This window comes from Novosphingobium sp. (assembly GCF_027486195.1).
Lineage (GTDB): Bacteria > Pseudomonadota > Alphaproteobacteria > Sphingomonadales > Sphingomonadaceae > Novosphingobium.
Genome location: NZ_JAIXPP010000059.1, coordinates 65,981 through 80,757, shown reverse-complemented (window position 1 = coordinate 80,757; position 14,777 = coordinate 65,981). Strand labels below are relative to the sequence as shown.

The 14,777-nt window shown below is 57.8% G+C and carries 12 protein-coding genes; 1 reads left to right on the top strand and 11 read right to left on the bottom strand.

The annotated features are described in order from the left end of the window. Positions 1-58: 58 nt before the first annotated feature. The 11 genes from Q0071_RS11390 to Q0071_RS11340 all read right to left on the bottom strand — a co-directional run bounded on the left by Q0071_RS11390 (position 59) and on the right by Q0071_RS11340 (position 13,991). A complete protein-coding gene (locus Q0071_RS11390; RefSeq protein ID WP_298169059.1) occupies positions 59-1,693 on the bottom strand; it encodes a long-chain-fatty-acid--CoA ligase in 1,635 nt (544 codons plus the stop codon). A 145-nt stretch (positions 1,694-1,838) separates the two neighbouring features. Continuing rightward, positions 1,839-3,077, bottom strand: a complete 1,239-nt coding sequence (locus tag Q0071_RS11385; protein WP_298169056.1) for a pyridoxal phosphate-dependent aminotransferase — start codon at positions 3,075-3,077, stop codon at positions 1,839-1,841. Beyond that, positions 3,074-4,618, bottom strand: a complete 1,545-nt coding sequence (locus Q0071_RS11380) for an aldehyde dehydrogenase family protein (RefSeq protein WP_298169052.1) — start codon at positions 4,616-4,618, stop codon at positions 3,074-3,076. The genes Q0071_RS11385 and Q0071_RS11380 overlap by 4 nt, the downstream gene beginning before the upstream one ends. A 26-nt stretch (positions 4,619-4,644) precedes the next feature. Then, positions 4,645-5,928, bottom strand: coding sequence for an FAD-binding oxidoreductase (locus Q0071_RS11375; protein WP_298169049.1), 1,284 nt, complete (start codon positions 5,926-5,928; stop codon positions 4,645-4,647). Further along, positions 5,921-7,837, bottom strand: a complete 1,917-nt coding sequence (locus tag Q0071_RS11370) for an FAD-linked oxidase C-terminal domain-containing protein (RefSeq protein WP_298169214.1) — start codon at positions 7,835-7,837, stop codon at positions 5,921-5,923. Before Q0071_RS11370 ends, Q0071_RS11375 begins: the two co-directional genes overlap by 8 nt. Beyond that, positions 7,827-8,876, bottom strand: a complete 1,050-nt coding sequence (locus tag Q0071_RS11365; protein WP_298169045.1) for an FAD-binding oxidoreductase — start codon at positions 8,874-8,876, stop codon at positions 7,827-7,829. The genes Q0071_RS11370 and Q0071_RS11365 overlap by 11 nt, the downstream gene beginning before the upstream one ends. After that, positions 8,873-10,333 (bottom strand): VOC family protein, encoded by a 1,461-nt coding sequence (locus tag Q0071_RS11360; protein WP_298169042.1) that lies wholly within the window; start codon positions 10,331-10,333, stop codon positions 8,873-8,875. Before Q0071_RS11360 ends, Q0071_RS11365 begins: the two co-directional genes overlap by 4 nt. Positions 10,334-10,484: 151 nt before the next feature. After that, entirely contained in the window at positions 10,485-11,414 is a 930-nt protein-coding gene (locus tag Q0071_RS11355) for a LysR substrate-binding domain-containing protein (RefSeq protein ID WP_298169039.1), read from the bottom strand. A 147-nt stretch (positions 11,415-11,561) separates the two neighbouring features. Beyond that, entirely contained in the window at positions 11,562-12,176 is a 615-nt protein-coding gene (locus tag Q0071_RS11350; RefSeq protein WP_298169036.1) for a superoxide dismutase, read from the bottom strand. A gap of 27 nt (positions 12,177-12,203) precedes the next feature. Then, positions 12,204-12,533 carry an SMR family transporter gene (locus Q0071_RS11345; RefSeq protein ID WP_298169033.1) on the bottom strand — a complete coding sequence of 110 codons (330 nt, stop codon included), beginning with the start codon at positions 12,531-12,533 and terminating at the stop codon, positions 12,204-12,206. Positions 12,534-12,833: 300 nt separating this feature from the next. Then, on the bottom strand, positions 12,834-13,991 hold the full coding sequence (locus Q0071_RS11340; RefSeq protein ID WP_298169030.1) for an aromatic ring-hydroxylating dioxygenase subunit alpha: 1,158 nt from the start codon (positions 13,989-13,991) through the stop codon (positions 12,834-12,836). A gap of 182 nt (positions 13,992-14,173) precedes the next feature. Here Q0071_RS11340 and Q0071_RS11335 point away from each other — a divergent pair, with 182 nt between their 5' ends. Further along, positions 14,174-14,773 carry a TetR/AcrR family transcriptional regulator gene (locus tag Q0071_RS11335; RefSeq protein WP_298169027.1) on the top strand — a complete coding sequence of 200 codons (600 nt, stop codon included), beginning with the start codon at positions 14,174-14,176 and terminating at the stop codon, positions 14,771-14,773. The last annotated feature ends 4 nt before the right edge of the window (positions 14,774-14,777 follow it).

Below are 14,777 nucleotides of genomic sequence, written 5' to 3'. Positions count from 1 at the left end.
TGCATCGCGTGGCAAGGCTCGGCGGGGTGACGTGACGCGCGCGACGATCACGCAAAATCTAGGCATAGCGTGCGCGCAATGCCTTCTTATCGATCTTCCCGACACTGGTGCGCGGAAGCTCATTTACCAGTTCAAATCGATCGAGACGCGCGTAGCGCGTAATAAGGCCTGCCGCGATTGCCGCCGCAACCGGGGCATTTAGGGTCTCGATGTCCGGCTGAGCTTGAGGTTTTGGAACGATGACCGCGAGCGGTCGCTCACCCCACTTCGCGTCCGCCACCGCGATAACGGCCACTTGGGCCACGCCTTCGGCAAGTGCAAGCAAATCTTCGAGATGGATTGAATCGATCCATTCGCCGCCGGTCTTGATGACATCTTTCAGTCGGTCACGGATGCGGATATAACCTTGCTTGTCAATTGTCGCGATGTCCTGGGTATGTAACCAGCCGCCTCGCCAGAGGGCGTCCGAAGCGGAAGTGTCACCAGTATAGCATGGCGTTAGCCAAGGCGCTCGCAGGACCAATTCTCCGCGGGTCGCGCCGTCTTGCGGCAGCGCGTTCATAGATTCATCGACAATACGGGCCTGCACGAGCGGGATGGGAACGCCCGATGCGATCAGCGTATCGACGATTTGGCCCTCATCGCCTCCCTCGTCACCTCGGAGGTGCGTGATGCAGACTGTCGGCGCAGTTTCTGACATGCCGTAACCGGCATGTATTTTAATGCCATGACGCCGGGCATCGGCGCACAACGTCCTGCTCAGCGCAGAACCGCCGATGGTGATCTTCCATCCTTCAAGATCGGTTCCATTCGCTTCCGCCGCCTGCAGGACCATCTGCAAGACTGTCGGAACGCAGTGAGAGTAGGTTACGTGATGTTCGCGACGCAGGGCGCAAAGAAGGTCGGGATCATAGCGACCGGGATAGACTTGCTTCAGTCCAAGCATCGTCGCGATGTAAGGCAAGCCCCAGGCATGAACATGGAACATGGGCGTCAAGGGCATGTAGATGTCGCCGACCCCGATACTGTCCACTTGATCGCCCCCGCCAAAGGGGCCTGTCGTAGCTAAGGTGTGCAGAACGATCTGGCGATGGGAAAAGCACACACCCTTAGGTGCTCCTGTGGTTCCCGTAGTGTAAAATGTCGTTGCGATCGCATTCTCGTCGAAGTCCTCGAACGGGAAATCGGGGGAAGCGGCTGCTGACAACACTTCATACTCGCCGATTGCGAAGGGCGGTAGCGGCCCGACCTCACCGTCCATAATTGCGACCACGGCCTTCACATCGGTGAGCGAGGGTAAGATTTCTTCGACGATCGGGAAAAAATCGAAATGGACGAGCAATATCTCGGCCCGCGCATGTTGCAGTGTGTAGGCGACCTGCGGTGTCGGCATTCGGATATTCACCGTCTGCAAGACGGCCCCCATCATAGGGATTGCAAAATAGGCCTCGAGGTAACGATGACTGTCCCAGTCCAACACTGCGACTGTCATTCCCTGCTCGCAACCGAGTTGCGAGAGCGAGGATGCAAGCCGCCCGATCCGCTCGGCGAATATCCGATAGCTGTAGGTGTGCTTGTCTCTGTAAACGATTTCCCGATCAGCCGATGTGATCAAGGCTGTGTTCATCAAGTGACGGATCGTAAGCGGGGCATGATAGGCCTCTGGCGCCTTTTCAGCGTAACGCAACGGCATTTATTTTGCCTCCAAACTCTCTGGCTTCTATATTTTCAAGTTCAATTGATTCTGCGATTTGTGAGCCTGCGGCACAGCTTTGATGCCATCCCCTTCCTGTCTACAGACAATCGAACGACGCGCCTTCGTCGTCGCTGCGGCTTGGTCACCACACCTTCGAAGCATCGACATAAGCAAGATCCGAACAGGCGATCCGCATCCTCTCGAACGCTTCGTCGAGCTCGGCCGTGGAGGAGGCGAACGAGATACGGACATATGGCGCGAGGCCGAAGCAGGAGCCTGGAACCACCGCTACGCCATAGTCTAGAAGATAGTCCGCAAAATCCCTATCCGAATCAATGATGTCGCCGCTCAGTGTTCTTGCGCCGATCAGGTCACTGCAACTGGCATAGGCATAAAATGTTCCCTTTGGAGGACGGCACCGGATTCCGGGAATTGCATTGAGAGCGTCGACAACGAGATTCCGTCGGTGCTCGAAGGAGCGAGTGAACTCTCTGACCCCGTCCTGCGGTCCATTCAATGCAGCGATCGCCGCAGCCTGACTTATCGAACTCGGGCAAGAGGTAGATTGGCTTTGGACGACTGCCATCGCCTGGATCAGCGAGGCGGGGCCGGCGCCATAGCCTATGCGCCACCCGGTCATAGCGTAAGCCTTTGAAACACCGTTAACCGTGAGCGTCCGGTCCTGTAAATCGGGCGCAACCTCTGCGAAGGTCGAGAACTTAAAGTCGTCATAGACAATATGCTCATACATATCATCTGTCATAATGCAGACGGAGGGATGACCGCGCATCACGTCGGCAAGGGCGGCCAGTTCAGCTGCGCTATATGCAGCGCCGGACGGGTTCGACGGAGAGTTCAACAACACCCAGCGCGTGCGATGGTTGATTGCGGCATCCAACTGGTCCGGCTGCAACAGGAAACCATTAGCCTCGAAACAGGCAACCACCCTTGGGGTGCCGCCCGCAATCGTAACGATATCAGCATAGCTGGTCCAGAAGGGAGCGGGAATTACAACTTCGTCCCCCTCATTGAGCGTTGCCATGAACGCATTGTAAAGGATCTGCTTTGCTCCCGCGCCGCAAGTGATCTGCTCGAGGCTGAAGTCAAGTCCATTCTCGCGCAGGAACTTGGATCGAACGGCATCTTTCAGTTCGCCGGAACCGTCAAGGACGGTATATTTGGTGTATCCTTGCCTAATCGCGGCACACGCGGCCTCCTTGATGTGGTCCGGTGTATCGAAATCCGGCTCGCCCGCGCCCAATATGACCATCGGACGGCCGTTACGCTTTAGTGCAGCGGCCTTGGCACCGCGAGCAAGGATTTCGGAGACTCCGATGCCAGCTATCCGAAACGCGGACTTGAGCACAACAGCCTCAGTCACTTTCTTACCGTCGGTTTGGTATCGCCGACATCGAATGTGACGCCTTGCGCCAGCGGCAATTCGCGGCCGTAGTTGATCGCGTTCGTCTGTCGGCGCATATAAGATTTCCAGCTATCCGACCCGCTTTCACGCCCGCCCCCGGTCTCCTTTTCGCCGCCGAACGCGCCGCCGATTTCGGCGCCCGAAGTTCCCATATTGACGTTTGCAATGCCGCAGTCGGAGCCACCAGCCGACAAATAGGTCTCGACCTCGCGCATATCGGTCGCGAAGATCGACGAGGACAAGCCCTGCGGCACGCCGTTCTGCAAGGCAATGGCTTCTTCCAGTGTTTGGTATTTCATGACGTAGAGGATCGGCGCGAACGTCTCCTCGACGACAGGCCCCTCCTGTCTGCTGACTTCGACCAGTGCCGGGCGAACATAATATGACGCATCGCCGTTGACATCGACGCGCTCTCCACCATGGATAACCGCTCCGATAGCGCGCGCGGCCTCGAGCGCAGCCTGCATCGCGTCGAAGGCACGCCGGTCAATAAGCGGCCCGACAAGTGCATTGCTGCTAAGCGGACATCCGATCGAAATGTTGCTGTAAATTGAAACCAGCTTGGGAATGAGTTGGTCATAAACGCTGCTGTGAACGATGAGCCGCCGCATGGTCGTGCAGCGCTGTCCAGCTGTACCCATTGCGCCAAATGCCACTGCGCGAAGCGTTAGGTCGAGATCCGCGGACGGTGTGACAATCGATGCGTTGTTTCCGCCAAGTTCGAGGATCGAGCGCCCGAAACGCCGTGCGACCTGCTCGCCGACGATCCGCCCCATCGTGGTCGAGCCTGTCGCAGAAATGACCGGCACCGATGCATCGGCGACCAGGCACTCGCCGAGGTCGCGGCCACCGACTAGCAGAGCGAGGAGTCCGGCGGGGGCGTCGGGGCCGAAGCGGGCCAAAGCGCGCTTGCAGATTGCGTCAACGGCCAAGGCTGTGAGCGGCGCCTTCTCCGACGGTTTCCAGATCACACTGTCGCCGCACACGAGGGCTAAGGCGGCGTTCCAGCACCAAACGGCGACCGGGAAATTGAATGCGGAAATAACCCCAACCGGTCCGATCGGATGCCATTGTTCCGTTATACGATGGTCATAGCGCTCAGACGGGAAACATTGACCCTGCAGTTGGCGCGACAAGCCAACTGCAAAATCGCAAATATCAATCATTTCCTGCACTTCTCCGAGGCCTTCCGAAGGGACCTTTCCGACTTCGATCGACACCAGCCGGCCGAGATCGTCTTTTGCTGCGCGTAGCTCATCTCCCAACAAGCGCACCAATTGACCGCGGCGCGGAGCTGGAACGCGCCGCCATGCCAAGAAGGCTGCGTGGGCGGTGGCGATCGCTGTCCTAGCGTCGTCGACCGACGTTTCGCGAACTTCCGCGATGGTTTCACCCGACACCGGAGTGACCACGGAAAGCGATCCGCCCGTAAAAGCCTCTGGCTTGACATTGAGCCTTGCCAGAATCTCCTGCACGTCGCGCACCACCGATGTCATCATGTCACTGAATCCTTTTATTTCGAATGTTAAAATCTTGAACCAGCGAAGTGCGCAGCTTGAGATCCGAACTCGTAGAGGGCTTCTCTCGCCCTTCGCATCGACGGCCTTCCGAGCGCACTTAGGGGGAGGGAAAAGTCCTCAAGGTCCATTTCGCCGATTGCCAGGCGAGCCAGATCCCGGCCCATTGTCGTGCCGGGCGCAATCCCCCGGCCATTATATCCGCTGATCGAGAAGACGTTTGGCGCGTGCTTATGGAAGCGCGGGATTGCGTCATTGGTCATTCCGATCCAGCCGAACCACTCATGCTCGAACTCGACCTCCGTCAGCTGGGGAAATAGCCTGTGCAGTTCACGCTTCGCCCAGTCGTGATGAATTCCCGTCCCTCCCCGCCGCAAGGCCCCGACACTACCGAATATCAGGCGACCTTCCGCGTCGAAGCGAAATGAAGAGAGTATTCCCTTTGTATCCCAAGCACCCTGTCGCCCAGGCAGGATCGAACGACGGAGGTTGTCGGAGAGCGGGCTCGAAGCAAGATTGAAATAGGGCAGCATGACCTGCTCTTCTCTGACGCCCTCAAAGGGACCGCTCGCATAAGCATCGGTCGCGACGATGACGAAGGGTGCAGTCACGCTTCCATTCGACGTGGCGATCGTCCAGGTACCGCTTGCGGATCTGGCCGACACGGCAGGCGAGCGGCAAAAAATCTTTGCTCCCGCCCCGACTGCCGCTTTGGCCAACCCTCTCGCGTAGGCCAGCGGCTGGATCGTACCGGCCCGACGATCCAGCAACGCGCCGGTGTAGGCTGCGCTGCCAATTGCGCGTCGTGCGGCATCGGCATCGAGCAGTTCCACGTCCGCTCCGCGCGCCTGCCATTGTTTCGCGCGCTCGGCAATCTCCTTGGCGCCCGCCGCGCCGACAGCGCAATGGAGCGTGCCCTTTCGTTGCAGTTCGCAAGCGATGCCATGGCGATCGACGATATCGAACACTAGGCTTGGTGCCATACCGAGTTGGTCGAGCAGGCGCTCACCATACTTTTCGCCAAGTTGACGCGGCAGTTCCTCGGGCATGACCCAGAGCCCGGCGTTGACGAGACCGACATTGCGCCCGCCACCGCCAAAGCCGATGTCGACTGCCTCGAGGACCACAGCGCGCCGTCCCCTCTCGGCAAGGTGCAGGGCCGCCGAACAACCAGTGTATCCGGCGCCTATGATCACAACATCTGCTTTGATGTCGCCGGTTAACTCTACTGCTTCCGGCCCTGCTGGCGCGGTGGCTTCCCAGAGACCATGAGTGCGCTTGTCGTTATTCATCGTCTTCCTCGCCTGCGATTAGTGACCAAAGCAACTCAACCGGATGCTGCGGCCGCTGGCCCGCAAATCGCTTTGCTTGGGAGCGGCAGGAATAGCCGGTCACCAATGGAACCGTCTCGGCCGCCGAAAGCGGAACTGCCCAGCTCAGATCGTAGAGCCGTCGTGACATTTGGAGATTGCGTGCTTCGTGGCCAAACAGGCCTGCCATGCCACAGCATCCAGTTCGGACAGGCGTCGCATCTATGCCGAAGCGAGCGAATACTTCGGCCCATTGATTTAAGGCCTGGGGCCTGAGCGCCGTCTCTGTACAATGCCCAAGCAAGGAGTAGCGCACTCCCTGTTTGCCCATGTGCGCTCCAAATTTGATTGACGGATCGCCCTTCGCGAGGAGGGATTCAAGGCCCATAACTTCGACCCTCATCCCGGGGACGAACTCCCGATATTCCTGTTCGAACATCAAAGCCGTGGCGGCGTCGAGTCCAACAAGCTGAATGCCCTCGTCCTGAATTGCGGCGCACTGTTCGATGCGGCGCTTCGCTGTGCGCGCAAATCGTTCACGCATCCCGAGCAAATGTAATAGTTTGCCATTCGGGAGGACCGGCAACCTCCACACATTGTAACCGAGATGTTTGAGCAGTCGCGCTGCCGCAACAGGAACCGCGCCGTCGAAACTGGCCGTGAAGCTGTCTTCGACGATCACCACGGACAACTCGCGCGCCCGTTCGTCCATCTGCCGGGCGATCAGTGGGCTGAAAATTGGAACTTCGCGGTCAAGCTGCGATTTTGAGAATGCAGGAAGGTCGACGATGCCAAGCAGCTTGCGCACGAATGCCCGGACGGCCCGAGTCCTCAGTGTGAGATTGGCAAGCGATTGAAAGGTTCTCCCGATCGTAAACACCGTCTCGATTTGGGCGAGCAAGCGGTGAGCAGGCGGCCGCCCACGCCGCCGATAGTAGCGCTCCATGAAGCGTGACTTCATCGTCGGGACATCGACCTTGACGGGGCAAAGCGAGGTGCAACCCTTGCATGAAAGACAGGTCGCCAGCGATGCCGCTACGGCTTCTTCGACCTCGACGGCCTCTTCGACTGAAACGCCTGGCGTCGACTCTATCCGCGCCCAAGCGCGTAGCAATGCTGATCGCCCCTTGGGTGACTGCGACCGATCGTGCGTCGCTTTATAGGAAGGGCAGAGAACGTCGAGCGCATCCCACGAAAAACACGCCCCGTTTCCGTTGCACGCGATGGCGCGATCGAAGTCCGCAGCCAAGCCGGGCTCGATGACACTGTCCAGCTTGCCCCGAAACGGAATTCCGTCGATCCTGTCGATCACGCCCCGATCGGGAGCGGCAAGTTTTCCCGGATTGAAGCGGTTTTCAGGATCGAAGGCGGCCTTGATCCTGACCAGCTCCGGATAAAGGTCAGGGCCGAAGAAGAAGGGTGAATATTCCCCGCGATACCCCCGACCATGTTCGCCCCAGAGCAGTCCGCCATAGCGCTTGGCGAGTTTCGCTACCTCATCTGAGATAGGTCTAATCAGCGCGGCCTGCTGCGGATCCTTCATGTCGATGAAGGGGCGGACGTGGAGACACCCAACGTCTGCATGGCCGAACATTCCGTATTGGAGCCCATAGCCGTCGAGGATGGACCGGAATTCACGAACGAAATCCGCCAGTACGGCCGGTGGGACCGCAGTATCTTCCACGAATGGCATACCCTGCCGCCCGCCACCCAACCGTGCAAGCAAACCAACGGATTTTTCCCTGAGTTTCCAGAGCTGGTCAGCGACCTCCTGATCTCGCACGATCGTCATGTCGAGGAGGGAGTCGCTCAGTTGTTCACCAAGCACTTCGAGGTCGTGTAGCGCCGTCTCGACGACCTCGGGCGTGTAACCCGCATATTCAACGAATATGAGTGCGTTGACCGGGCGCTCCGCCCGGATCCCGAGGACCGCCTCGATACCTGCCCAGAGGATATCTGTCGTTGCTACCCCCCAGAACCTTGTCGTCTAGAATTTCGACGGCGAGCGGATCCGACCTCCCGACAATCGGAATGTCGCGCAGTGCACTGTCGAAATCGTCGTAGCGTAAGACGACTAGCGACTTCGAGCGTGGTTTTGGCATCACGCGCAGGGTAATCGACTTGGTGATAGCGAGCGTCCCTTCGGAGCCCGCCAGAAGATGCGCTAGCGAGAGCCGATCGGCTGTTGCATCGAACGCTTTCTGCAAATTGTAGCCGGTCAGTCCCCGGTTCATATCTGGGAATATCGCCGCAATCTTGTCGGCTTTCTCACGAACGATCCGCAATGCCTCGCGGTGAATGGTTCCCACCATGCCGGTGCGCGACGCAAGTTCTTCTGCTTCCGCTAACGGCAAGGGAAGAACTTCAAAGTCCGAACCGTCCGAAAGCACAACGTTCAGCGCCTCGATGTAATCCGATGTTTTACCATATTTGCGCGACCCTTTTCCGGATGCGTCGGTCGCAACCATCCCGCCGATCGTAGCGCGCGAGGCAGTCGAAACAATTGGCGGAAAAAACAGACCATGACGGCCGAGTTCGCGGTTAAGCTGGTCGAGCACCACGCCGGGCTCGACGGTTACGCGTAACGCATCGACATCGAGGGCGATGATCTTATTCATGTGCCGGGAAAAATCGACGATCACTCCGGACGAGAGCGATTGACCATTGGTGCCGGTGTTGCCGCCGCGGGCGGTTAAGCTAATTTGGGTAGCAGACTGTCTTCGGGCCGCTCGCACGATACGATTGAGGTCAGCGGCGTCTCGAGGGTAGACGATCGCCCTCGGAAGCACTTCATAGATCGAATTGTCGGTCGATGCGACAAATCGCGCGCCGAGTCCCGCCTCGAAATCCCCACGGAATCCGAGTAGCCCAAGAACCTTCCTGAAGCTCTGTACGACCTCTTGGGATCCGGAGGCAGATTCTTTGATCATGCCTTCCTGATTGCATTCCTGGCGATGAGCCGGAGGGCAGCCTCTTGCGAGGCGACTTCAATTCTACTGTAGAGGTCGAATGGGTCCAGCACAGGCACGCCAAGCGCCATTTCGAATGCGTACTGCGACGAATTGCCTTCATAGGCCCCCCGTCCCTTGCCGCCGAGGTTGGACTGAAATATGCCCGCTGCGCTGACCGGAAGAAAGTCTTCGTAAATGATTGGGCGGGCAGAAACCTGCCCGGCCTCGACGCATCGGTCGATGTCGATTTCGCCCTCATTATCTTCTACGGGCCATTCGGCCCCTGGAACAGCCTCATAGTAGAAATAGGCAAGGCGCTCCTTCCGCAGGGTATCGGCATCATCCGGGAACACCGCGAATGCGGATTCCAGGCGCTCCACATAACCTGGCCCTGCCGCGCCAGCCTCCCCACGGGCACTAGCAAGAAGACTATCGTAGAGCGCGCGCCCCTTACGCGTCAGCGCGGCACCGCGCTGTTCGATTTCGCCGAAGCGCGCCGTGTGCGAACCGATAATTGCTTCTGCTTCGCCATCAGGTAGGAACTTTATTGCTTCGCTCAGAGCCTGGAAGCTCGTCTGGCGAAGCAGGATGTCGACATCGCGGCGAGGGGGGCCTTCGATGACCGACTTCGCCTTCAGCCCTCGCAACTGCATCTCGGCTTGTGCCGCATCGATATCGAGTGTGCGAGGCGTCAGGTGATTTATGTGCGGCCCCTTGAAAGACACGACGTCGGCAACCAGCCGGTGAACTCCGTTGAGGCGCTCGTAAGTTTCCGCCGTGACACGTGCGGAATCGTGCCAACGAAACGTCTCTAGAACCTGCCCAACAAATTCTTCGGCGTCATCTAGGGACAGTCCTCCCTCGGCTTCCGCCAGCGAGACCAATGCGATAGCTCGATCGGAGAGTATTCGCCGCGTCGCGAGAATCTCGGCTGCCTGCAGGCGCAGTTCCTCGTCGTCGATCAGTTCAAGCCGCAACAGGGAAGTGAAAACCCGCAGCGGACTAACCTCAAGCGACGTCCGATCTGTCGGACGGAAGGCGCATGAGTGTACCGGTACACCGGCCACTGAAAGGTCGTAATAGCCGACGGGATACATACCCATGATAGCGAACACGCGGCGAAGCCATGAAAGCTCGGCCGGCGTGCCGACGCGAATGGCACAATGCGGCTCGCAATTGTAGTCCGCTAGCCCATCCGCTCTGGCGATTTTCGACCACAGGGCGGGATTGGCAGCCAGTGCGCGCTCGTTCGTGAGGCGGACAATATCGAGAAGCTCCGCATAGAGCGGTACTTCACGCTTATACATGCATGAAAGGGCGTCGGAGAATTTCGATCTGATCGTGTCGGGCGGGACATGCATTCGTGGTGAACTTTCACAAATCGTTATCTTGCGACGGCTCCTGTTCGCCGTGTAACGTTCAGTGATTGCGGTCATCGGGGCAAGCGAGCGATAGGAAGAAGGTCATTACGTTTTGTAATCAACCTTTCGTTCACCCCTTCGGTGCTCTGCGGCGAACCGCGCCAATGCAGCGTGCCGGAAGAATGAACGCCTTCCGCGATCCCGCCGGGGCTGCAGCTACGCCTGTTTAGTTCGCAGACGCGGGAAATACGGCTTGGTCGTCATCCGGCCGCGAGGCTTCCGAAATGATCCACTCTCGAAATGCCCGGAGCGGAGGATGTGTGTCTCGCCTCGATGGCCAGGCAAGAAAATAGGATCCGGTGCTCATCAGAGGTCGATCGACTGCCGGAACGAGGTCTCCCGCCTTTAGCTCCTGGCGAATGAGAAATTTGGGAAGCAGCGCGACACCCAAACCCGAGCTGGCGGCCTGCGCCGCGAGGGCGAATTGATCGAGCAACATGCCATGTATCTGGTCGATCGCTATCTGATTGGACTCAAACCACCGCTCCCACGCGTCCGGACGCGAACTCAGATGCAAAAGGGGCGCCCGAACGAGGTCGCCCGGCTCTGCTATTCCCGCAGATTTTAGAAAGTTGGGGCTACAGGCCGGAATGACAGTCTCGCGCATAAGAAACGCAGTTTTAGCCTCAGGCCACTGGTCGGTGCCGAAATGAATTGCCGCGTCTATATTTCCTAGATTGAAATCGAAGGGGTCGAGACGCGTTTGGAGATTGATGGTAATTCCAGGGTTTGCAGCGTGAAACGCTGGCAGCCTTGGCGCGAGCCATCTGATACCGAAGGTTGGCAATACCGCGAGATTAAGCGATCCGCCTTGCGGATTGGCGCGAAATCCGAGCGTCGCCGTCGATATTCGCTTCAGTGCCCCGCGAATCTCGACCGCAAAAATCTCGCCAGCATCTGTCAGCCGGACCTTCTGTCGGTCCCGATGAAACAGCTGCGCGCCAAGTGTGTCTTCAAGCGCACGGATTTGGCGGCTTACCGCGCCCTGCGTCAGATCTAGCTCCACCGCCGCAAGGGTGAAGCTTTCGTGCCGCGCGGCGGCTTCGAAAGCGGACAAAAGCGACATCGACGGCAAGAAGCGCCGGGGAATCTTCACGGGACCAGTCCAACAGAATTGAAGATGGCGGGAGCGACCCGGATCTCTGCCCTCGGAGCCCTCCAATCCGGTATTCGAATGCTGCTGTTCGTCCGCTGCGCCGCAGCGGCATAGAGAGCAGACAAAAAGCTGCCGGCTCTCATTTTTTCAGCCGGCCTGATCCGCGCGGCTTGCTCCCTCGCCGTCGAGGTTTAGCGCAGCGAAATCCCAGTTGATCGCCTCATTGAGAAGGCGCTCCGCATAGGCCGGGCGCATGCTGCGATAGTCGATGTAATAGGCGTGTTCCCAAACATCCAGGATCAGCAGGGGCACATGCCCTTTATGCGCCACCGGGGTGTCAGCGTCGTGATAACTTGTTACCTGCAGCTTTTCGTTATTGAGAATGAGAGCCACCCAACCACTGGCGAAGTGACTGATCGCTTCGGCTTTCAGCGCAGCGATCAGTGTCTCGACGGACCCAAATGCCTCATTGATGAGTCGCAATAGCTCCCCGGTCGGCACCGTCTTAGCCGGCGACAGCGACTGCCAGAAGAATGTGTGGTTCCATATTTGGCCTACCTGGTTGAAAAGGCCGCCCTTCGCAGACTTGATCAGTTCCACCAGCGATTTCCCTTGCAGGGCAGGGTCCGCAGCGATCAGTTCGTTGACCTTTACCACATAGGCATTCTGATGCTTTCCGTGATGGAAATCGAGCGTCTCGACGGACAGAATATCGCCAAAGGCATCCTTTGCATAAGGCAAGTCGGGAAGAATAAAGGCCACGCATGAATTCCTTTTTGGTTTGAGATTTCAATGAGCGGAAGCTGACGAAAATGTGTTCATGACGAGAACTCCCGTCACGATCAGAATAATGCCGATGATGGCTGCGGTATCCAGCTTCTGTCCCAGGAAAGCCCAGGCGGTGGCTGCAATGAAAATGATCCCGGCTCCAGACCAGATGGCATACGCGACCCCGGTCGGAATGGTCTTGAGCGTCAGGGACAGGCAATAGAAGGCAATGACGTATGAGAACACCGTAACAATGCTTGGAACCAGCTTCGTGAAGCCGTCAGACTGCTTCATGAAAGTCGTGCCGATCACCTCAGCCATGATCGCAATGCCCAGAAAAAGATAGTTCATGTCAGTTCCGTATTTGCTGTCATAAAGTTACCTCTGGCCATGGAAACCGAACGTTGCCACGAAGCGAGCTGATCACCGATCCCTCCAAGTCCGGACAGGCGGTCGAACGCACGAATGCCAGCCATTGCGGCCGGCCTCCATTTTTATTGTCCAACGTTCATGAACGAGCATCGTCGGCATGGCTCGGCGACATTCGCTATTACGCTGCACAATGTCAGCAGTTCGACTGAAGGGGCCGCGATTGCAGCGAACGGCAGGGTGAATATATCCACCCTGCCTCCCAAGATGCCTCCGAACAGTTCAGCCAATTGCGTCGAGAATGACCTTCGCCGAATGCTGGTGAACGCGAAGAACCATCTCTTCCTGGTTCGAGCACATGCCGGCCTTCTGCTTCTTCGATTTCACGGCCCACTGGAGACCGCCTCCGACCGCCGAGTAATCTTCAGCTAGGAAGGTATTGATGAACGACTTGGAGTGGTCTTCTTCCCATTCCTGGTTGACGTCATCAGGGTGCGACAGGGCGAGTGCAGTGATGCGGGTCTTTTCGGCACTGATCGGCCAGTAGGGGTAAATCGAAACGCTGTCAGGCATGACCGACAGAGTCCCCATCGGGAAGACGGTGCAAAGTTCGAGCACCTCCTCGCCGGCATAGCCGGGCACCGGACGGCCGGCGCGTGGCCGGTCAGCCGGAGCGCCCCAGAACGCCGAGCAATAGCCTTCGCCGTGCTCAGCCAGATCGGCCCGATACATGTGGGTCGGGCTGCCAAGATTCACGGTATTGGGGTGGATCGCGGAAGAGTGATAGTTCTCATTGTTCTCGACAACAAACTTCCAGTTCACGTCCCACACATCATCATGGTGCTGACAGGTCACATAGTTGTCCGGAACCTTAAATACACTCATCCGCTGCTCGATTGGCTTGAGGCGCGGAGCAAGCGGCGCGGCCTCGTCATCTAGGTTGATGAAGATCAAATCGTTCCAGACCTCAAGCCGGTACTCCGGAAGCTTGACGTCCTTACGGTTGAAGCACTTGTGCTCTTCCATGTAGGTCGCGCCGAGCAACTGCCCGTCAAGCCCGAACGACCAGAGGTGGTAGGGACAGGTAAAGCGGCTAACGCTTCCGCGGTCGTTGTGCCGCACGAGCGGCATGAAGCGGTGCTGGCAGACTGATGAAACCGCGCGGATCCGCATGTCCTTGCCGCGGACAATGATCATCGGCTCGGACAGAAAGTCGAAGGCGAAGTAGTCACCAGGCTTTTTCACCTGTGCAACGTGACCAACAAGAATCCATTCCTTACTCCAAAGATGTTCAACCTCTAGCTCAAACATAGTTGGTGAATAGTACAGGTAAGGATCCAGTGTTTTGATCTCTTCGAGCGTCAGCTTACTAAACTCAGTCAGACTATTTACAATCTTCCGAAGTTCGCCTGCGTCATGGATTGGGGTCATCTGGTTCATCTGTCTTCCTCTCCCACTACTAAGCTCGAGCCACCCTTCTGGGTCCCAGCGGTGTGATGCGGTAATCTGAGGAATTCCTCAGATTGTCAATATGGATTCAGCGATTGCGACAGATTAGGTGCGGTTGGATCACGTGGGGCTAGAGGTTCACAAGGCTGCGAACATCGCCTAGGACCAATAGAATGGAAGCTGAGCCGAGCATCAAAGAGCTTCGCAGGACGCCGAAGCAGAGCCGTTCAATCAAGACAGTCGAGCGCCTACTCGGCTGCGCAGCTGTCGTTCTGGAGGGCGGCGGTTACGACGGATTTTCTATGCAGAGTGTGGCTGATGAAGCCGGCATGGCGATTGGAACAGTCTACCAGTATTTCCCAGACAAATACGCGATATTGCAGACTTTAGTCGAACGTTGGTACGAAAAGACGGAGAGCGTTCATCTGGCGGCGCATTCAACGTACGATTATGTACTGAAGTATGCTGAAGTGTACACGAAGGAACCAGGTGCGTCGGCGCTGCTTGACGCTATTCAGGCGGTACCAAAACTTCGTGCTTTCGACAGATCAAAGGTGGACGAAGCTATCCATCGCACTGCGATAGAATTCGCCGACGGCGGCGATCCGACCGCCCGCGATTATGCGAGGGCCCGCGTTCTTACAATAACGGTGGACAGCGTGCTCAGGGCAGCGATTCGGCTCCCTGCGTCGGAAACGGCGCTTCTGATCAACGAGCTTGAGCGACTGTTGACGACCATCTTGACCGACACCACCGACACAAAGCCTGTCTGACAGG

Bases quoted from the DNA above. Each gene is read 5' to 3' on its own strand.
- Q0071_RS11335 (WP_298169027.1), top strand. From the start codon at position 14,174: ATGGAAGCTGAGCCGAGCATCAAAGAGCTTCGCAGGACGCCGAAGCAG.
- Q0071_RS11340 (WP_298169030.1), bottom strand. From the start codon at position 13,991: ATGAACCAGATGACCCCAATCCATGACGCAGGCGAACTTCGGAAGATT.
- Q0071_RS11390 (WP_298169059.1), bottom strand. From the start codon at position 1,693: ATGCCGTTGCGTTACGCTGAAAAGGCGCCAGAGGCCTATCATGCCCCG.
- Q0071_RS11360 (WP_298169042.1), bottom strand. From the start codon at position 10,333: ATGACCGCAATCACTGAACGTTACACGGCGAACAGGAGCCGTCGCAAG.
- Q0071_RS11375 (WP_298169049.1), bottom strand. From the start codon at position 5,928: ATGAATAACGACAAGCGCACTCATGGTCTCTGGGAAGCCACCGCGCCA.
- Q0071_RS11380 (WP_298169052.1), bottom strand. From the start codon at position 4,618: ATGATGACATCGGTGGTGCGCGACGTGCAGGAGATTCTGGCAAGGCTC.
- Q0071_RS11365 (WP_298169045.1), bottom strand. From the start codon at position 8,876: ATGATCAAAGAATCTGCCTCCGGATCCCAAGAGGTCGTACAGAGCTTC.
- Q0071_RS11345 (WP_298169033.1), bottom strand. From the start codon at position 12,533: ATGAACTATCTTTTTCTGGGCATTGCGATCATGGCTGAGGTGATCGGC.